Source organism: Kitasatospora sp. NPDC086009, assembly GCF_044540385.1.
Lineage (GTDB): Bacteria > Actinomycetota > Actinomycetes > Streptomycetales > Streptomycetaceae > Kitasatospora.
The window spans coordinates 42202-60112 of the sequence record NZ_JBITSA010000001.1 but is presented as its reverse complement, the minus strand read 5'-3'; the positions used below and the strand labels follow the sequence as shown (position 1 = coordinate 60112).

General features: G+C 72.5%; 20 protein-coding genes. 7 read left to right on the top strand and 13 right to left on the bottom strand.

Translation table 11 applies throughout. From position 1 onward, the window contains the following. Nucleotides 1–151: 151 nt before the first annotated feature. The 3 genes from ACIF6L_RS00290 to ACIF6L_RS00280 form a co-directional block, all read right to left on the bottom strand. Nucleotides 152–310 (bottom strand): hypothetical protein, encoded by a 159-nt coding sequence (locus tag ACIF6L_RS00290; RefSeq protein WP_396485543.1) that lies wholly within the window; start codon nt 308–310, stop codon nt 152–154. Then, on the bottom strand, nt 304–543 hold the full coding sequence (locus ACIF6L_RS00285; RefSeq protein WP_396485541.1) for a hypothetical protein: 240 nt from the start codon (nt 541–543) through the stop codon (nt 304–306). The genes ACIF6L_RS00290 and ACIF6L_RS00285 overlap by 7 nt, the downstream gene beginning before the upstream one ends. Before the next feature lie 680 nt (nt 544–1223). Next, complete coding sequence (locus ACIF6L_RS00280; protein ID WP_396485539.1) at nt 1224–1769, bottom strand: glycine-rich domain-containing protein; 546 nt, start codon at nt 1767–1769, stop codon at nt 1224–1226. Between the two features lie 917 nt (nt 1770–2686). Between ACIF6L_RS00280 and ACIF6L_RS00275 the strand changes: the two genes are divergently transcribed. Then, nucleotides 2687–3442, top strand: a complete 756-nt coding sequence (locus tag ACIF6L_RS00275) for a helix-turn-helix domain-containing protein (RefSeq protein ID WP_396485537.1) — start codon at nt 2687–2689, stop codon at nt 3440–3442. Between the two features lie 15 nt (nt 3443–3457). Further along, a complete protein-coding gene (locus tag ACIF6L_RS00270) occupies nt 3458–3868 on the top strand; it encodes a DUF6879 family protein (RefSeq protein ID WP_396486172.1) in 411 nt (136 codons plus the stop codon). A 61-nt stretch (nt 3869–3929) separates the two neighbouring features. On the opposite strand, the gene ACIF6L_RS00265 is transcribed toward ACIF6L_RS00270, so the two are convergent. Next, nucleotides 3930–4373: a hypothetical protein gene (locus ACIF6L_RS00265; RefSeq protein WP_396485535.1), complete on the bottom strand. Its 444-nt coding sequence runs from the start codon at nt 4371–4373 to the stop codon at nt 3930–3932. Between the two features lie 142 nt (nt 4374–4515). Between ACIF6L_RS00265 and ACIF6L_RS00260 the strand changes: the two genes are divergently transcribed. The 3 genes from ACIF6L_RS00260 (at nt 4516) to ACIF6L_RS00250 (ending at nt 7238) form a co-directional block, all read left to right on the top strand. Next, nucleotides 4516–5160: a PhzF family phenazine biosynthesis protein gene (locus ACIF6L_RS00260; protein WP_396485533.1), complete on the top strand. Its 645-nt coding sequence runs from the start codon at nt 4516–4518 to the stop codon at nt 5158–5160. Nucleotides 5161–5354: 194 nt separating this feature from the next. Continuing rightward, nucleotides 5355–6782 (top strand): hypothetical protein, encoded by a 1428-nt coding sequence (locus ACIF6L_RS00255; RefSeq protein WP_396485531.1) that lies wholly within the window; start codon nt 5355–5357, stop codon nt 6780–6782. 99 nt (nt 6783–6881) lie between these two features. Continuing rightward, nucleotides 6882–7238, top strand: a complete 357-nt coding sequence (locus tag ACIF6L_RS00250; protein ID WP_396485529.1) for a ribosomal protein L7/L12 — start codon at nt 6882–6884, stop codon at nt 7236–7238. Here ACIF6L_RS00250 and ACIF6L_RS00245 read toward each other — a convergent pair. From ACIF6L_RS00245 to ACIF6L_RS00230, 4 genes are all read right to left on the bottom strand, one after another. Then, the gene (locus ACIF6L_RS00245) at nt 7205–7777 is read right to left on the bottom strand and encodes a VanZ family protein (RefSeq protein ID WP_359803606.1); all 573 of its coding nucleotides are present in this window, start codon (nt 7775–7777) and stop codon (nt 7205–7207) included. The genes ACIF6L_RS00250 and ACIF6L_RS00245 overlap by 34 nt on opposite strands. Nucleotides 7778–7965: 188 nt before the next feature. Further along, nucleotides 7966–8394 carry a hypothetical protein gene (locus ACIF6L_RS00240; protein WP_396485527.1) on the bottom strand — a complete coding sequence of 143 codons (429 nt, stop codon included), beginning with the start codon at nt 8392–8394 and terminating at the stop codon, nt 7966–7968. Continuing rightward, nucleotides 8391–9983, bottom strand: coding sequence for a HAMP domain-containing sensor histidine kinase (locus tag ACIF6L_RS00235; protein ID WP_359803610.1), 1593 nt, complete (start codon nt 9981–9983; stop codon nt 8391–8393). The genes ACIF6L_RS00240 and ACIF6L_RS00235 overlap by 4 nt, the downstream gene beginning before the upstream one ends. A 66-nt stretch (nt 9984–10049) precedes the next feature. Then, on the bottom strand, nt 10050–10727 hold the full coding sequence (locus ACIF6L_RS00230) for a response regulator transcription factor (protein WP_329487983.1): 678 nt from the start codon (nt 10725–10727) through the stop codon (nt 10050–10052). Between the two features lie 558 nt (nt 10728–11285). On the opposite strand from ACIF6L_RS00230, the gene ACIF6L_RS00225 reads away from it, so the two are divergent. Further along, nucleotides 11286–11990, top strand: coding sequence for a SigE family RNA polymerase sigma factor (locus ACIF6L_RS00225; RefSeq protein WP_380386853.1), 705 nt, complete (start codon nt 11286–11288; stop codon nt 11988–11990). 215 nt (nt 11991–12205) lie between these two features. Here the strand turns inward: ACIF6L_RS00225 and ACIF6L_RS00220 are convergent, their stop codons facing one another. The 5 genes from ACIF6L_RS00220 to deoC all read right to left on the bottom strand — a co-directional run bounded on the left by ACIF6L_RS00220 (nt 12206) and on the right by deoC (nt 16958). Continuing rightward, entirely contained in the window at nt 12206–12730 is a 525-nt protein-coding gene (locus ACIF6L_RS00220; protein WP_396485525.1) for an ATP-binding protein, read from the bottom strand. Between the two features lie 158 nt (nt 12731–12888). Further along, the gene (locus ACIF6L_RS00215; RefSeq protein ID WP_396485523.1) at nt 12889–13308 is read right to left on the bottom strand and encodes a hypothetical protein; all 420 of its coding nucleotides are present in this window, start codon (nt 13306–13308) and stop codon (nt 12889–12891) included. A 281-nt stretch (nt 13309–13589) separates the two neighbouring features. Further along, complete coding sequence (locus ACIF6L_RS00210) at nt 13590–14492, bottom strand: aldehyde dehydrogenase family protein (RefSeq protein WP_329487980.1); 903 nt, start codon at nt 14490–14492, stop codon at nt 13590–13592. Continuing rightward, nucleotides 14485–15966 carry an aldehyde dehydrogenase family protein gene (locus ACIF6L_RS00205; protein ID WP_359803615.1) on the bottom strand — a complete coding sequence of 494 codons (1482 nt, stop codon included), beginning with the start codon at nt 15964–15966 and terminating at the stop codon, nt 14485–14487. Before ACIF6L_RS00205 ends, ACIF6L_RS00210 begins: the two co-directional genes overlap by 8 nt. Before the next feature lie 5 nt (nt 15967–15971). Beyond that, the gene (gene deoC, locus ACIF6L_RS00200) at nt 15972–16958 is read right to left on the bottom strand and encodes a deoxyribose-phosphate aldolase (protein WP_329487978.1); all 987 of its coding nucleotides are present in this window, start codon (nt 16956–16958) and stop codon (nt 15972–15974) included. Nucleotides 16959–17206: 248 nt separating this feature from the next. On the opposite strand from deoC, the gene ACIF6L_RS00195 reads away from it, so the two are divergent. Further along, on the top strand, nt 17207–17884 hold the full coding sequence (locus ACIF6L_RS00195; protein WP_329487977.1) for a PH domain-containing protein: 678 nt from the start codon (nt 17207–17209) through the stop codon (nt 17882–17884). Nucleotides 17885–17911 lie beyond the last annotated feature (27 nt).

The following is a 17911-nucleotide window of genomic DNA, read 5'->3' as shown; positions in this document are numbered from 1 at the left end:
GTTGTCGGGCAGGGCCTCCCTCGTGGGGCCCTGCCTTCCGCTTGCCCGGGTGAGGTGGCAACTCTGCAATGGAGTGGGACGTCGGGCGGGCCGACTTCCTGTGCGTCGGGAGGTCGCGGCGGCTGGGGCGGCAGCCGCCGGGCGGGGTGGGTCAGCGTGGCAGCCGCTCGCGTTCGGAGTCGTCCTCGGTGCGCCGGTTCACGCTGAGCGCCGTGATCACGCCGAGCACGACGGTGAGGAGCGCGAGGGCGAGGAGGAGCACGAAGGCGGTGGCGACGAGGAAGCCGGCGGTGCCGCCGGCCCTCACCACCGGACGCCGATGACGCGGCGGCCGAGCCGGGCGGCGAGTGCGTGGAGCAGTTCGTCGGCCTGGTCGCGGGTGAGCGGGAGGGCGAGGTGCTCGCCGGGGCCGGCGTTGACGTCGAGGTCGACGGCGACGCGGAGTTGGAGCGCGGCGTCGGGAACGGTCTCCACGGCGAGGTAGGCCACGGTGGTGCGCTCGGTGTGGATCGCCTGGGTGAGGAGCGGGATCAGGACGCCCACGGGTCACCCCGTTCGGCGGCGCTCGCGGCGGCGCGCAGGAGGCCGAGGAGGTTGAGGAGGGTGGCGACGGGGGCGTTGCCGAAGCCGATGAGGACGCGGCCGTCGGCGCTGCCGTTGGTGGCGGCCGAGCCCCAGGCGATGCCGAACGGGCGCCCGCGCTCGTGGAGTTCGGCGAGCAGTGCGGCGACCTGGGGTTCGGTTCCTTACACGCCATCAGGCACCCACCCCCGCGGTGCAGCTCGAACGGGACTATGGAGTGGCGCGCGCAACCGTCCAGAAGGTCACGGCGTCGCTGCGCGCTGACGGGTTGATCCGAACCGAGACAGGGATGGGCAGCTTCGTCACGGGCCCAACAAAGAAGTAGCCCCGCCCAGGCGAACCCGGACAGGGCCGTTTCGAGGGGCGCTGATCAGCGAGGGGTGGGAACGATGAATCCCCGCGTCGGACCGCTCGGACCGTCTTGCCGGGACCGTCCCGCAATGACTGTCAGCACTTCGTCAGTGATGTCCCGCCGGGCAACGGGGTCACTGCTGTCGTACACCCGCCATTGTCCGTCCGTGCTGTCGAGGTCTTCAGGGGACACAACTCCCCGAATCCCCAACCGGCGGAGCTTGTTGGCCACTTGCTGGGCTTCGTTCTCGTCCACGGTTCCCGCCCTTTCGGAGTTCGGTGCGCCCAGGCTAGCGGGCGCCGCCGCCCCCACCCCCGCCTCCGCGGCCCCCGTTGCAGTGCGACGCGCACCCGCCGGGGTTGATCGGGCCGCACCCGCCGGGCACCGGGGTGTGGGAGCAGTTCGCGGCCACGGACACAAGGGCGCGGGTCGGCCCGGTCCACAGCTCGTGGTCCGGGGTGTAACCGGCCTCTTCGATGAGAGCCACGGTCCGGGCGAGCGCGTCCGCGTCGTGACGCGTCGGGTCGGGCCGCTCCGGGTAGTGATGGACGAATCCACCGAGCTTGCCGCACAGCTCGGCGTAGACACGCGTGTGCAGGATGAGCGCGTGCCACCCCTCGTCCACGACGTTCGACGGCGTGACCCGCGTGTCGGGGAACATACGGGCGGTGGCGACGAACTTGAGCGCTTCGGTAACGATGCGCTCAGCCGTGTCCGTGGCCATACCGGGGTTGTTGTCCAGGACGGTGAAGACAGTCCCGTCGAACTGCGCGGGGTTCAGCAGGTTGTGGGCCCCAGGGCCGGTGTCGCCGGGCGGACGCTCAGGCGTGGTCATACTGGTGTCTCCTCGCATCGTGCGGAGCCTGGGCACCGCTTGGTGTCCGGGTCGTGCGGTGTTGCGGAGCCCGCTCCGGTCGGCTGCCTGCCAGGGATAACCGGCCGGAGCGGGAGTCTTGTAGATCGTTTCCGTCGACTAGCTGTTCACGGCGGTAGCCGGTTGGAACGGGAGTCTCACGCGTGTCGGCGGCCGACCGATTCGGCTCCGCTCGTACCGGTTCTCGATCACAGGCGCGTCGGCGCAGCGGACGGTCTTGAAGATCGGCCGCCCGTCCTCCATGCACCGAAGGAGAACGGTCGTGGATCGCACCGCGCCGCTCACCGGGTCGGCCGCTCGCTCCCGCCCCAGCACGGTCCACACGCGGCGGTAGCGGTCGCGGAACTGTTCTTGCAGCCCGGGTAGCCCAAGGTCTTCGACGCAGCCACCTTCGATGCGACTGGGGCACTGGCAGCCCTTCGCGCTCTCGCCAGGGTCGAACTCCGGGGCGGTGCCAAAAGATTCGATGCTGTCATCCGGCATCGATACCGTCGGTTCATCGGGCGATCGCCTCAGGCGGGGCACAACTAGCCTTCCTGGTTGATCTGTTGGTCAGGGTCGACCCCGCCCGTCTCGCCGGCGGGGCGGACGGGACCGGGCTCACGGGCTGCGGGGCCCGGAGCTGCCCAGCGGTGGAGCTGGGAGGACGCCCACCACCGGGGCTGGAGCCCGCCCCAACCGCAATTCCTTGGACGGCCGTTGCGGCCGGGACGGGGGTCGGGTTGCGCTTCGTCACTGCCGCTCCTCTGTGTCCACGGAGGACTTGATGGTGCTCTGGGAGGGCGAACCATTGCGACGCCACGACGGCGTCTCTCCGACGTCTTGGCAAGACGTCATTTCGGTGTCGTACAACAGCGACCGGTTCTATCGTGGAGTGCATGACGACGCCGAACGAGACACTGCGCGCCGTACGCCTCGGACTTCGCCTCAGTCAAGACGAGTTCGCGAAGCGCCTGAGGGAGGATGGGGTTGCCCGGGGGGAACCCAACGACGCAAGCAAGCGCCTTGTGCAGCGCTGGGAGTCCGGAGATGTCAAGGCCCCCCGCCCGGTGTACGTTCGAGCTCTTGAGGCAGTCACGAAGCTTTCCGTGAACCGCCTTGGCTTCGACTCGCCACAGCTGTCACTAACGGTCAGCGTGGACGGCACGGGAGGGCATGACGTGACTATCAATGAACCGGGCATGCCTGTGCAGACTGAACCCGCTCCTACAGGTGAGGACTACTCAGGAGTCTGGATCAGTCACTATGAGTTCTTCAGTAGCAGCCGGGAGAGCACGTTCACTGGCCTGCACCACGTCGTACTGTCCCAGAGGGGGAATCGGATCACCGGCCGCTCCCTTCCCGGGGCGTCGTCCAACCCCGACTCACCACTGTCGTTCGATCTCACTGTTGATCGGAACATCGTGACGGGATCATGGGTGGAGCAGACCGCGCAGGATGGCTACTACCAGGGAGCGAGGTACCACGGCGCCATTCAGTTGCTGGTCGATCCAACCGGGCGCCGCATGGCTGGCAAGTGGGTCGGATTCGGCAAGGAATTTGACGTCAACACCGGCCCCTGGGAACTCCGGTTGCTGGACAAGTCCACAGCGGACGAAGTTCTGAGCCGTTACAGCGTGCCGCCGGAGAGGTAGCACGCGGCATAATGGATAAAGACCCCAGCGGATCACGCCTACCGGGCCTCCTGGTGGGGGTCCTGGCACGAGGTGGTCAGCGCGGCGGTCGCCCGGGGCGTGGTGGTCCGACGGGCCCGCGTCGTCTCCGAACCGATCAGCGACTACATCCGCTACGAGTACGACGAGACGTTCGCCAACCGCGCCGCCGGGGAGCTGGTCCGCTGGCTGCCCAGGCGCCAGACCCGCGACCTGGCCCTGCCGGGACCAGACTTCTGGGTCTTCGACGACGAGACGGTGCTCTTCCATCACTTCACCGGGGACGGTCAACTCGACGCCGACGGCCGCGAGTACGTGACCGATCCCGATCTGGCGAAGCTGTGCGGATCGGCCTTCGAATCCGTCTGGCGGCGGGCCGTCCCCCACGAGGACTATCACCCGCGTTGATCAGGCCCGGCCGCCGTCCGCCGGGCGGGTGCCCGGCGGACGGCGTGGGGATGCGAGCCGGTCAGCCGGCCGGGGGAGCCTGCGGGGCCGGCGGCTGGGCGACCGGGGCCGCCTGCGGGGCCGGGGCGGGCTGGGCGTAGGGGTTCTGCGCCGCGTTCGGGTTGTACGGGGCGTTCGGGTCGTACGTGGCCTGGTAGGCCGCCGGCTGCGGGGCCGCCGGGGCGTTGCTGCGGGCGACCAGGGCCTTCACGGCGTTGGCGATCAGCAGCACGGGGAGGATGAACGCCTGGAAGAACATCCGGTACTCACCGCCCTCGAAGACGAACGCGAGGTAGTACGCGTAGCCGGCGAACGCGATGCCGGCGATCACGTTGATGACCCGCCAGCCGCCGCTCAGGCCGCCGCCGACGTTGACGGCGCCGAGCACGACCATGGCGATGCCGCTGATGGCCAGCAGCACGACGTACCAGGAGAAAAGCGGGTCAACGGTGAAGTCGAGATTCACGGAGTCAATTCCTGTGGGAGGTGAGAGAAAGAAATCCTTGGGGACGAGTGGGCACAGTACTGGACCCCGCGGACAATCGCCGCCACGTTTTCGTCACGAACTCGTATACCGGCGGCGCCCCCACCCGTGGTTGGGTGGGTGAATGACTGACTATGAGGTCCTTCGGGTCTTTTGCGGCCCCGATGGCGGCCACGGGAACCCGCTCGGCGTGGTCCGCGACGGCGCCGCCGTTCCCGGTGCGGCCGACCGGCTGGCCGTCGCCCGGCAGCTCGGTTTCAGCGAGACCGTCTTCGTCGACGACGCGGAGCGCGGTGTGATCGACATCTACACGCCGAGCCTTCGCCTGCCCTTCGCCGGGCACCCCTGTGTCGGTGTGGCCTGGCTGCTGGGCGTGGACCGGCTCGTGACCGCCGCCGGCGCCGTCGGGGTGCGCCGCGACGGCGAGTTCACCCGCATCGAGGGCCGCGCCGCCTGGGCGCCGGGCCGCACGCTGAGGCGGTACGGGTCCGCCGCCGAGGTGGACGTGCTGGACGTCCCGCCGCCGGGGGAGTGGATCTACGCCTGGGCCTGGCAGGACGAGCGGGCGGGTACGGTACGGGCGCGCGCCTTCCCCGGCCGCGGTGACGGGATCGACGAGGACGAGGCCACCGGCGCCGCCGCGATCCTGCTCACGGCCGAGCTCGGGCGCGACCTGATCATCACTCAAGGCGTCGGCTCCCAGCTCGTCACCGGCGTCCGGCCCGGCGGCCTGATCGAGGTCGGCGGCCGGGTGCGGCGAGCGGCGTGACAGCCGTCACTCGGCGTTCGTCCCGGCGACCGATACTCCTTCACGAATGGTCCACACGTTCGGATATGATGCCGCCGTTGCTGGAGGTTTGGGGGCGAAGCAGCGGGACGGACATGGCCTGCGACGAGGTTCCCTCTCAGTCCAGGCGACCCATCGTCTGCCGGGCTCGGCCCGCTCTCCTCCGTGAGGTCCCCTTGCGCACTCAGCACCGCAGTCTCCTCGCTCTGGCGGCCACAGCCACCCTGGTCTCCGGCACCGCCGTCGCCGCCGCCCCGGCGGCGCTCGCCGCCCCCTCGATCACCCGGCACACCCAGGGCACCCTGGGCGCCCAGGCCCAGAACGGGCCCGTGTCGATCACGCTGAGCGGCCTGCCCAGCACCTTCACCGCCGGTGCGGCGCCGGTCGAGTTCACCGCGACCCTGAAGAACTCCGCCGACCACGCGGTCGACGCCACGACCGGCTTCACCCTGGCCGACGTCAACTCCGGCATCAAGGAGACCCAGCTCAAGCTGGAGTTCCAGTCGCCCGGCGGCACGCAGTGGAAGAACGCCCTGCTCAGCCCCGGCCAGTCGGTCGGCGCGGTGTGGGAGCTGGACACCTTCGCCACCAGGATCAGCGTGCCGGCCGGTGCTTCGGTCACCTACCGGCTGCGTCTCGCCGTCACCGCCGGCGCCGTCGGCGGCACGGCCACGGCTGGGTTCCGGGCCGTGGTGTCGGACCCGACGCTGCCCCCGGAGCAGCGGATCTCCACCCCGGCCAGCGAGTTCGGACGTTTCACCATCGCCCCGGTGGGCGGCCCCAGCACCCCGCCGGTGACCGCTCCCGGCCCGGCCGAGCCGAGCGTCGAGGGCGTCCCCGCCTCCTTCACCACGGGCGGCGAGGCGAAGGCCTTCAAGCTGGTCCTCGCCAACCACAGCGGCAAGGACATCCGTGTCCTCCCCGAGGTCACCCTCCAGGCCGGGAGCACGCTGCCCGCCGACGCGGTCCGGTTCGAGTTCCAGTCCCCGGAGGGCGAGTGGCTGGCCGCCAGGCCCCTCCCGGAGCCGGCGACGAGCAGGCTGATCCTGGGGCTCCCGTCGGGCAGCAAGGACGCCGACCTCGTGAAGCTGCACGACGGCGAGTCCCGCACGATCAACGTCCGGCTGGCCTTCGCCAAGGATGCCCCGGTCGGTGCCGCGTCCGTGCTGCTCACCGGGCACAGCATGCCGGAGGTCAGCGGGCTCGGCGTCACGACGTCCAGCCGGGCGGTCCCGTTCGGCATCGCGGCGCCGGGCGGCGCCGGTACCCCGTCCGCCACGGCGTCTGCGACGCCCTCCGCCACCGCGACCGCCACCGGGACGGCGAGCGCTCCGGCGAGCCCCGCTCCCGTGCCGACCGCGCCGTCGGTGGCCGCGGTGGTCGTCGCGCAGGTCACCGCCTCGGCGCCGAACGGTTCGGCGACCACGGCCGCTCCGGTGCCGGTGCCCGTCCCCGTGCCGGACCAGGCCTCCGGGCTGGCGTCGACGGGCGGCGGGTCTTCCTCCGCGCCGATGGCTATCACCGGCGGCATGGCGATCGCGATGGGGCTGGGTGCCCTGGTGGTGCTGCGCCGCCGGCAGCGCACGCAGCGCCCCGGCCGCTGACCGCCCGCCGGGTACGCCCGGCCGGGCGGAGCGAGCCGAAGCAGGCAGGCGGGCCGGAGCAGGTGGGCCGGAGCGGGCGGGCCGGGGAGGGCCGGGCGGATGGAGGAACCGGAGTTCGTCGCCGAGCTGACCGGCGCGGGGGAGCGGCGGATCGAGCTGCTCCGCGCCCTCCGCGCCGTGACCGGGCTGAGCCTCTGGCACGGCAGGCTGCTGCTGGACGACCTGCCCGCCCCCGTGCGGGACGGAAACCTGCGGGACCTCGACGTCGCGGTGGCCCGCCTGCGGGCGGCGGGTGGGCGGGTCACGGTGCGCTGCCGGGCGTGCGGGCGGGTCGCCCCCGACGACGGGCGGCTGCTCGACCCGGGCTCGTGCGCGGTGGCGGCTCCCGGCTGCTTTTCCTGCCCGGCGAGCAGCGAGCCGCCTCAGCGGCCGTGGGAGGAGACGGGCTCCGCGTAGACGGGAGCGTGGGTCGGTGCGTGGACCGGTGTGCGAGGCGGCGTGTGGGCCGGCGCGGGGGCCCGGGCGGGCGCCGGGCGGTCGGCGCCCGCGCGGCGGGGCCGGAGCAGCAGGGACCGGCAGCCGGGCACCAGGGCCAGGTGGACGATCGCCACGCCGACGCTGGCGAGCAGTATGTGGTCCACGTTCAGGATGTGGCCCGGGGCCCAGGAGGAGAGGAACTCCAGGGCGGTGGCCAGCAGGGCGGAGGCGCCGGTGGTGCGGAGGAAGGACGGGAGCCAGGGGGCTCGCAGGCGGCCGCCCGCGAGCGGGAGCAGGACGCCGAGCGGGGCCAGCAGCAGCAGTTCGCCGAGGACCTGCCAGGCGGTGGAGGAGCGGAGCGAGGCCAGCGGCGTCAGGTTGGCGTCGTAGACCCAGGCCACCGGCAACGGTCTCAGCACCAGCCAGCCCGCCAGGGCCAGGTGGAGGGTGAGGCCGACGAGGCCGACCAGCCGTAGGGGACGGTGGACGGCCGCCGCCGGCCCGGTCTCGGTCCGCACGCCGGAACGCTCGTCGCGTGCCCTGGTGCCATCTCGCTGCACGCGGGGAAGGACGTGAGCCGGTGGCGCGGCGGTTCCACGCCCGGCGTGAACATTCCGCCGCACGCCCGGAGCGGACCGAAACGGCCCGGAGCGCCCCCGTTCGGACCCGATCCGGTCGAGATGCGGCCCGGATCCCACGGAGTCGATCAGCGGCAGGTGGCCGACGCCGTCGGCGACGGCGTCGCCACCGCGGTGAACACGTTGTCCGCCGGCGGGGTGGACGGCCCCGGGGTCACCCGGGTGACCGACGGGGACGGGCTCCCGAAGAACTTCGCCGAGGAGTGCGCGGCGGGCGGAGTCGGGCCGACCGGTGACGGTGCGGCCGGCACCGTCGGTATCTGCGGCGCGGTCGGGCAGGCCGTCCGGCTGGCGGGCGCGCCGGCGTCCACCGGGACGGCGGTCGGGCGGATGCCGCACCCGGCGGCGAGGGCGGCCAGCGCCACCAGGGCGGCGGCGCCGAACACCCGGCCCGGGCGGGAACCACGGTCCGGGCGGGAACCGCGGCCCGGGCCGGAACCGCGGACGGCGCGGGCCCGGTCGGCCGGACCCGCCGGAACGGACGGGCGGGAGGTCACAGCGCACTCTCCTCGGAGTCGTCGGCCGACGGCGGAGGCTGGGTCCGCGGCAGCGTCAGCGTGAACACCGCCCCCACCTCCCCGTTCGCGGCCGTGATCGTCCCCCCGTGGATCTGCGCGTTGGCCATCGCGATCGACAGGCCCAGACCGCTGCCCTCCGAACGCGCCCGCCCCTTGTCCGCCTTGTAGAACCGGTCGAAGACGTGCGGCAGCACGTCCTCGGGGATGCCGGGGCCGCTGTCCGAGACCTCGACGATCACCGTTCCGACCGCCGGGCCGACCACCGGGCCGTCATCCTCCCGGCCGTCCGTCGGGCCGTCGGCCGGGCCGTCCGCCGGAGCCTGCGCGGGGCCCTCCTCCCGGACCGTCACCCGCACCGGCGAGCCGCCGTGCTTGAGCGCGTTGCCGATCAGGTTGGCGAAGACGACGTCCAGCCGGCGCGGGTCGACCACGGCCCGGACACCGCGCGGCGCGTCCAGCTCCACCGCGTCGTACCAGGCCCGGCCGTCGATGCAGGACATGATCAGATCGGCGATGTCCACCTCGTCGGCGACCAGCTTGGCCGTACCGGCGTCGAAGCGGGTCACCTCCATCAGGTTCTCCACCAGGTCGGAGAGCCGGCGCGTCTCGTTGACCACCAGCCGCACGGCCGGCTCGATCATCGGGTCCAGCGACTCTGCCTCGTCCTCCAGGATGTCCGTCACGGCGGTCATCGCGGTCAGCGGCGTCCGCAGCTCGTGCGACATGTCGGCGACGAACCGCCGGCTCTGCGCCTCCCGCGCGCTCAGCTCCTCGACCTGCTCGTGCAGCGACTCCGCGGTGCGGTTGAACGTCCTTGCCAGATCGGCGAGTTCGTCCGAGCCCTCGACTTCGAGCCGGGTGTCCAGATGGCCCTCGCCGAGCCGCCGGGCGGCCTCGCCGAGCCGCTTGACCGGGCGCAGCACCGTCGCCGACGCGGCCTGGGCGAGCAGCGCCGAGCCGATCAGCGCCAGCAGCGTGGCGATCGCCAGCGACCAGCCGAGCGTGCTCAGGTCGGCCCGCTCGTTCTCCAGCGACTTGAACATGTAGGCCGTCGGCCCGGTCGGCACCACCTTGGTGCCGCCGATCACGAACGGCCGCCCCTCCAGGTTCTGCCGCTGCCAGTACAGGTGGAACGCGTACGGGTTGTTCTCGGTGAGCTCGCGCGGCTTCGCGACGGTGTCCCGCAGCTTGGCCGGGACGTCGGCGAGCGTGTAGGTCAGCGGGGCCGAGGAGGCGAGGCAGTCCGGGTGGGCGGGGTCGGAGACCACCACCTCGTAGCTGAGCCCGGAGCTGGCGACGCTGGCGGCGAGCTGGTTCAGCTCGGCGCAGGTGGCGTTCAGCGGCAGCTCGGAGACGTTGCGGGTGAGCGAGACCCGGAAGTCGTTGAGCGCGGTGTTCTGGGCGCGCTTGAGCACCGCGTCCCGGTTGAGCCAGTACGCGATGCCGGAGGCCGAGACGGCGGCGAGCAGCGCGACCGCGGCGAACACCGCGATCAGCCGCACCCGCAGGGAACGCAGCCGTCGCCACGGGCCCGAGGAGAAGCGGCTGGTCGTCTGAAGGTCAGTCACGGGAGCCTGTCGTTGCGGAAGATCAGGAGAGGCGGGATATCAGCAGCGGGGCGCTGCCGGGCGCGGTCACGCCGGCGGGTCCAGACGGTAGCCGACCCCGCGCACCGTGCGGATCAGGGTGGGCGCCGAGGGCACGTCCTCGACCTTCGCCCGCAGCCGCTGGACGCACGCGTCCACCAGCCGGGAGTCGCCGAGGTAGTCGTGTTCCCAGACCAGGCGCAGCAGTTGCTGGCGGGAGAGGGCCTGCCCGGGCCGGCGGCTGAGCTCCAGCAGCAGCCGCAGCTCGGTCGGCGTGAGCTGGAGGTCCTCGCCGTCCTTGGTGACGGTCATCGCCGCGCGGTCGATCACCACGGTCCCGTACGCGGAGGAGTCCGAGCTCTCCCGCTCGCCGCGTCGCAGCACGGCCCGGATCCGGGCGTCCAGGACGCGCGGCTGCACCGGCTTGACGACGTAGTCGTCCGCGCCGGACTCCAGGCCGACCACGACATCGATGTCGTCGGACCGGGCGGTGAGCAGGATGATCGGAAGCTGGTCGGTGCGGCGGATCCGGCGGCAGACCTCGAAGCCGTCGATTCCGGGCAGCATGACGTCCAGCACGATGAGGTCCGGCCGCTGCTCCTTGAAGAGCCTCAGACCGTCCTCGCCGGAGGCGGCGGTGGCCACTTTGTGGCCCTGGCGGGTGAGAGCGAGTTCGAGGCCGGTACGGATGGCGTCGTCGTCCTCGATCAGTAGGAGGAAAGGCACGGCCTCATTCTGGCTCACCCGGAGCGCCGAATCACCCCCCGGCACCGGTCACCGACCGGGTGGGAACCGGAACCCGAGCCACCGGCGTCCGTCACGGCGGGAGGCGATGCGGGACGAAAGCCCCGCCCCTGTGACAGCCCTGTGACAGTCGACGGACAGCGTCATCACAACCGGCGGGCAAGATTTTCCATGTCGCCGCAGGACAGCGGGCCAACTGGCCGGCTGAACGGCGGCAACAGGAACCGCTCGTACCGACCAAGGGGGCGCACGATGAACGCCAGGCTGCAGACCCGGACCAACCCGGCTGACCGCACCGCGCGTTCGTCATCGGCCACCCACCGGACCCGGTACGAGGTCAGGACCGACGAGACCTCCGGTGCCGTGACCGTGCGGGGGTGCGCGCACAGCGCCGGTGGAAACACTGTCGCCCGCCGGGTGAGCGGCGGCGGCAGGCAGGGGGAGCTGTACGGGATCGGCCACCGGGGGAACGTGGCCGACTCCGCCAACACCCTGACGCTGCGGGGGATCCTCCCCGTCCGCGTCGAGGGCAAGGACACCCTGGGGGGGAACGGGGGAACCCGGGGGATCGGGGGGAGCGGGCTGCGGAAGGTCGACTCGGGGGAGTCGGCCGGCCGCGGGGCCGCGGGTGCGACGCTGCTGCGGCTGAACCCCGCGGCGACCCGCACCGCCGAGGCGGGACAGGGAGACGCGCAGGGGGAGCACCCGGCCGTCGCGGAGGACTACACCACGGAGTTCACCGCGTACGTGCGCGAGCGCCGCGCCTCCCTGTACGCCACGGCGTACCACCTGACCGGTGACCGCTTCGAGGCCGAGGACCTGCTGCAGAGCGCGCTCTTCAGCACCTACCGGGCCTGGGGCCGGATCACCGACAAGGCCGCGGTGGGGGGCTACCTCCGCCGCACCATGACCAACCTGCACATCTCCGCCTGGCGGCGCCGCAAGGTCAACGAGTACCCGACCGAGGAGCTGCCGGAGACGGTCGGCGACACCGACGCGATGGGCGGCACCGAGCTGCGCGCCGTGCTCTGGCAGGCGCTGGCCAAGCTGCCGGAGAACCAGCGCACCATGCTGGTGCTGCGCTACTACGAGGGCAAGACCGACCCGGAGATCGCCGACGTGCTCGGCATCAGCGTCGGCACGGTCAAGAGCAGCATCTGGCGCGCGCTGCGCCGGCTGCGCGACGACGAGCACCTGAACAAGTCGGGCGACACCGCCCGGGCGTTCGGCGAGCTGGTCGCCTGAGAACGGCCCCGCGAGGGGCGAGGGACTCCCGTCGGGGGACGGGTGAGGACGGTCAGGGAAACTGGCAGCGCCGGCTCGGGGGAGCGGCGTAACCGGGGGAGCCCGATGACCGTCCGGGAAGGCGGCGGGCCCGGTGCGGGGGAGACGCACCGGGCCCGCCGTTCTTCGTGCGGGCGTGCGGGCGTGCCTGCGGGCGTGCCGGCCCGCGGTGGAGCTCAGACCGCGGCGAGCTGCCGTCCGGCCGCCGCGCGGATCCGCCGGTCCGCCTCCGGGCCGGTGCAGGGGTGGGCGCCCAGTTCGACCTGTCGGCCGACGATCGAGCGCTCGGCCCGCATCAGCCGCCAGCCGCGGCGCACCAGGACGGGCAGCGACTTGCGGCTCTCCCGGACGTCCCGGCGCAGCCGCCGCCAGGCGGTGGTGAGGGCGCCGTTGCGCAGGCACAGGGCGTCGCCCAGCAGGCCCTCGGCGGCGCAGGCGCCGGCGATCTCGGCGGCGAAGATGCCCTCGGCGATGAACGCGGGCGCCCCGGCGAGGTCCAGCACCTGGGTGGAGACGCGGCCGTTGGCCGGGATCGAGTACACCGGGACTTCGGCGCGGCCGCTCTCGTGGAGGCCGCGGATCGCCGCCAGGGCCTCGTCACGGTGCCAGGCGAGCGGGGAGTCCCAGTCGACCGCGCCGTCGTCCAGCAGCGGCAGGGTGGGGTCGTCCCCGTCCTTGTAGAAGTCGTCGAGCTGGAGCACCGGCAGGCCGCTCCGTTCCGCCAGTGAGGACTTCCCCGATCCGGAGGGCCCGGACAGCAGGACCACTCGGGCACGGGCTATCGGTGCGGCATTCAGCGGGGAGTCACTCACGGGACACCAGTCTGACGCATCGGGGCCGGATGCCGAAACCCGTCGGGTCACCCATTGTGCGGCGACTGCGGTGCGGCGAGGGCGAGGTGCAGCAGCGGCAGGTACCGGCTGTCGGCCTGGAGGAAGACCGGCTGCCCGGCGCCGGGTGCCAGGTAGGCGGTGGCGGCCCAGTCGTGGTCGTGCCAGGTGTCCGGCTCGGGGGCCCGGAAGGCCCCGCCGGCGGCCAGTACGACCGGGCCGGCGCCGTCGAGCTCGCGCGAGCCGAACTCGGCGCTCGCGGCGCCCGGTGTGACGCGGATCCCCCCGTTGACGTAGCGCGGCGGCCAGCCGGGACCGTCGGAGCGGGCCGAGCAGGGGATCCGGACCGGCTTGCCGGCGGCCAGCCGGCGCCGGGCGCGGGCCACGGACAGCCTGCGGACGAACCCGTCCGCGAACAGTGCCATCAGCTCGCCGGCGATCTCTCCCACGCGGTGCCCCCTCGGTGTGCGGTGTCGCCCCAGTCTGCGCGGGGGCGGGGGCCGGCCGGGAGCGCCGAAAGGATGGCGGGCCGGCGACGAAAGTCGACGGATCCAGGGAGGAGAGCCGCCGGGACACCGGAGGCGGAAAGTCGACGGACCCGCGCCAGGGGGGGAGAGGCGCGGGTCCGTCCAATGACCGTCCGGGCCCTGGGGGGGTGAGGGCACTGGGGACGGCCAGCTTGTGGAGTTGTTACTCGGTGGGCCCACCGGGCCCGGGGGTGACGAGGAGGTCAGATCCCCATCGGGTGCCAGACCGTCTTCGTCTCCAGGAACGAGAGTAGCCGGTCGGTACCGGGAGCATTGGTCCAGTCCTGGGCGAACGGGTCCAGCTCCGGACGGACCACCCTCTTCAGGGTATCCGCGGCGGCGGCTTCCAGCGCGCCCGCCGCGCCGGGACCGTCGGCGGCGATGGCGCCGGTGAGGTCCACCGCGTTGACGTCCTGGTGCGAGGCCAGGGTGGGCGCGATGTCGGCGGTCCGGCCCGAGATGATGTTGACCACGCCGCCGGGGACGTCCGAGGTGGCCAGCACCTCGCCCAGCGACAGGGCCGGCAGCGGGGCGTCCGCGGCCGCCGCGACCACCACGGTGTTGCCGGTGGCGATGGCGGGCGCGATCACCGAGACCAGGCCGAGCAGCGAGTGCCCGTAACCGGCCTGCGGGGCGACGATCCCGACCACACCGGTCGGCTCCGGGGTGGAGAGGTTGAAGAACGGCCCGGCGACCGGGTTGGCGCCGCCCGCGATCTGGGCGACCTTGTCGGTCCAGCCCGCGTACCAGACCCAGCGGTCGATGGCGGCGTCCACCAGGGCGGCGGCCTTCTTCGGGCCGACGCCCTCGGAGAGCGCCACCTCGGCGGCGAACTGCTCGCGCCGGCCCTGCAGCATCTCGGCGACGCGGTACAGCACCTGGCCGCGGTTGTACGCGGTGGTTCCGGCCCAGCCCTTGACGGCCGCGCGGGCCGCCAGCACGGCGTCCCGGGCGTCCTTGCGGGTGCCGAGCGGGGCGTTGGCCAGCCACTCGCCCTTCGAGTCCGTCACCTCGTACACCCGCCCGCTCTCGGAGCGCGGGAACTTCCCGCCGACGTACAGCTTGTAGGTCTTGAGGACATCAAGACGGCTCACGACATCAGACATCGAGGTAGGCCTCCAGACCGTGGCGGCCACCTTCGCGGCCGTAACCCGACTCCTTGTAGCCGCCGAACGGCGAGGTCGGGTCGAACTTGTTGAAGGTGTTGGCCCAGACCACGCCGGCCTTGAGCCGGTTGGCGGTCCAGAGGATGCGCGAGCCCTTCTCCGTCCAGATGCCGGCGGAGAGGCCGTAGGGGGTGTTGTTGGCCTTGTCGACCGCCTCGGCCGGGGTGCGGAAGGTCAGCACCGACAGGACCGGCCCGAAGATCTCCTCCTGGGCGATCCGGTGGGCCTGGCTGACGCCGGTGAAGACGGTCGGCCTGAACCAGAAGCCGGTGCCGGGCAGCTCGCAGGCGGGCGACCAGCGCTCGGCGCCCTCGGCCTCGCCGGCGTCGGTCAGCGCGGTGATCCGGGCCAGCTGGGCGGCCGAGTTGATGGCGCCGATGTCGGTGTTCTTGTCCAGCGGGTCGCCGACCCGCAGGGTGCCCATCCGGCGCTTCAGGGCGTCCAGCAGCTCGTCGTGGATCGACTCCTGGACCAGCAGGCGCGAACCCGCGCAGCAGACGTGGCCCTGGTTGAAGAAGATGCCGTTGACGATGCCCTCGACCGCCTGGTCGATCGGCGCGTCGTCGAAGACGATGTTCGCGGCCTTGCCGCCGAGCTCCAGCGAGAGCTTCTTGCGGGTGCCCGCGATCTGCTTGGCGATCGCCCGGCCGACCGGGGTGGAGCCGGTGAAGGCGACCTTGTTGACGTCCGGGTGCGAGGTGAGCGCGGCGCCGGTGCGGCCGTCACCGGTGACGATGTTGACGACGCCCTTCGGCAGGCCCGCCTGGCGGCAGATCTCGGCGAAGCGCAGCGCGGTCAGCGGGGTGGTCTCGGCCGGCTTCAGCACCACGGTGTTGCCGGTGGCCAGCGCCGGGGCGATCTTCCACGCCAGCATCAGCAGCGGGAAGTTCCACGGGATGACCTGGCCGGCCACGCCCAGCGGGCGCGGGTTCGCGCCGTAGCCGGCGAAGTCGAGCTTGTCGGCCCAGCCCGCGTAGTAGAAGAAGTGCGCGGCGACCAGCGGCAGGTCGACGTCGCGGGTCTCGCGGATCGGCTTGCCGTTGTCGATGGACTCCAGCACGGCCAGCTCGCGGCTGCGCTCCTGGATGATCCGGGCGATCCGGAACAGGTACTTGGCGCGCTCGCTGCCGGGCAGCGCCGACCAGTCGGTGAAGGCCCTGCGGGCGGCGGCGACCGCGCGGTCGACGTCCTCCTCGGTGCCCTGGGCGAACTCGGCGAGCACCTGCTCGGTGGCCGGGTTGACCGTCTTCAGGGCCTCGCTGCCGGAGGAGTCGACGAACTCGCCGCCGATGAAGTGGCCGTACGAGGTGGCGATGTCACCCGCGGCGGCGGGAGACTCGGGCGCCGGGGCGTAGCTGAAGAGGCCGCCGGTCGGCTGGGCCGCGGGCTCCTCGATGTTCTTCTTCTTGGCCATGGTGATCAGTCCACCGTCACGTAGTCGGGGCCGGAGTACCGTCCGGTGGTCAGCTTCTGACGCTGCATCAGCAGGTCGTTGAGCAGGCTGGAGGCGCCGAAGCGGAACCAGTGCGGGGTCAGCCAGTCGTCGCCGAGGGTCTCGTTGACCATCACCAGGTACTTCATGGCGTCCTTGGTGGTCTTGATGCCACCGGCGGGCTTCACGCCGACCTGGACGCCGGTCTGCGCCTTGAAGTCGCGCACGGCCTCCAGCATCAGCAGGGTGACCGGCGGGGTCGCGTTGACGGCGACCTTGCCGGTGGAGGTCTTGATGAAGTCGGCGCCGGCCAGCATCGCCAGCCAGGAGACGCGGCGCACGTTGTCGTACGTCTGCAGCTCGCCGGTCTCGAAGATCACCTTGAGGTGGGCGGCGGTGCCGTCGGGGCGCTTGCACGCCTCCTTGACGGCGACGATCTCGTTGAAGACGTCCAGGTAGCGGCCGGAGAGGAAGGCGCCCCGGTCGATCACCATGTCGATCTCGTCGGCGCCGGCCGCGACCGCGTCGGCGGTGTCGGCGAGCTTGACCGGGAGCGCGGCGCGCCCGGCCGGGAAGGCGGTGGCGACGGAGGCGACCTGGATGTCGGTGCCGCGCAGGGCGTCCTTCGCGGTGGCGACCATGTCCGGATAGACACAGATGGCGGCGACGCGCGGGGTGGCCGGGTCGGACGGATCCGGGGTCCGGCCCTTGGCGCACAGCGCGCGCACCTTGCCGGCGGTGTCCGCGCCTTCGAGGGTGGTCAGGTCGATCATCGAGATGGCCAGGTCGATGGCGTACGCCTTCGCCGAGGTCTTGATCGAGCGGGTACCGAGAGTGGCGGCGCGCGCCTCCAGGCCGACCTGGTCGACGCCGGGCAGGCCGTGCAGGAAGCGGCGGAGCGAGGCCTCGGACGCCGCAACGTCCTCAAGACCGCTGCCCGCAGCGCCGGGGGCATTGGCTGCAAGAGTGGACATAGTCACCACACCAGCATATCTACGCGCGTAGCCAACCGCTAGGGGGCCCGCTTTTCGATGCCGGACCGAGATCTCGGCCCGGTGGGCCCGGCCCGGGAGCGGCTCGCGGCGGGGGAGTGGCCGGGAAGTGGCGGGGAGCGGCGGGAGGAACGGCGGGGCCCGGCCGCCGGGCCGGGGGCGACGGCCGGGGCCACCACGGTGATCGCCACCCCTGTAGATCACGGGGTGCATGGGGCAGAATCGTCGCCATGACCGAATCCGACGGCAAGCCCCACCAGGGCTCGGCCGGCTCCGACGGGGAGCCCGTGTACGCCGACCGCGTGTACCGCTCCATTCCCGGTGTGATCTCCGGTGTGCTCCTGCTGGCCGTGGCCGGGTGGCTGATCGGGGACGCGGTGCTGAACGGGACGGGCAGGACCCCGTACGTCGCGCTGGCCGCGGTACCGGTGTTCGCCTTCCCGGTGATCGCCTACACGCTGCGGCCGGCCGTGCGGGTGAACGACCGCCGGCTGGTGGTGCGCAACCCGCTGCGGACGATCACCGCGCCGTGGGCGGCCGTGGACGCCCTGCGCGCGGGGTACTCGGTGGAACTGCTGGCCGGGGGCCACAAGTACCAGGTGTGGGCCGTGCCGGTGTCGCTGCGCCAGCGCAAGCGGGCCAACCGGATCCAGCAGCGCGGCGGCGGGCAGCAGCACGCGTCCCGGCTGGGCACGGCCTTCGGGCGGCCGGCGCCGTCGGTGGTCGAGGGCGCGCCGGACCCGAACCGGGCCTGGTCCGACCAGGTGGTCGCGATCCTCCAGGAGACCGCCGAGCGGAACGCGGGCCGCCCCGACGCGGCAGGCCCGCTGGTCGTGCGGTGGTGCTGGTGGATCATCGCGCCGACCCTGCTCGGTCTGGTCGCGCTGATCGCCGCGATCGTCGCCTGAGCACGCCGAGGAGCACGACGAAGGGGC

What these genes read in the sequence shown, in the direction of transcription:
- ACIF6L_RS00280 (WP_396485539.1), bottom strand. Translation starts at nt 1,769, where the DNA reads ATGACCACGCCTGAGCGTCCGCCCGGCGACACCGGCCCTGGGGCCCAC.
- ACIF6L_RS00250 (WP_396485529.1), top strand. Translation starts at nt 6,882, where the DNA reads ATGGAGGAACCGGAGTTCGTCGCCGAGCTGACCGGCGCGGGGGAGCGG.
- ACIF6L_RS00205 (WP_359803615.1), bottom strand. Translation starts at nt 15,966, where the DNA reads ATGGCCAAGAAGAAGAACATCGAGGAGCCCGCGGCCCAGCCGACCGGC.
- ACIF6L_RS00195 (WP_329487977.1), top strand. Translation starts at nt 17,207, where the DNA reads ATGACCGAATCCGACGGCAAGCCCCACCAGGGCTCGGCCGGCTCCGAC.
- ACIF6L_RS00260 (WP_396485533.1), top strand. Translation starts at nt 4,516, where the DNA reads ATGACTGACTATGAGGTCCTTCGGGTCTTTTGCGGCCCCGATGGCGGC.
- ACIF6L_RS00210 (WP_329487980.1), bottom strand. Translation starts at nt 14,492, where the DNA reads ATGTCTGATGTCGTGAGCCGTCTTGATGTCCTCAAGACCTACAAGCTG.
- ACIF6L_RS00275 (WP_396485537.1), top strand. Translation starts at nt 2,687, where the DNA reads ATGACGACGCCGAACGAGACACTGCGCGCCGTACGCCTCGGACTTCGC.
- deoC (WP_329487978.1), bottom strand. Translation starts at nt 16,958, where the DNA reads ATGTCCACTCTTGCAGCCAATGCCCCCGGCGCTGCGGGCAGCGGTCTT.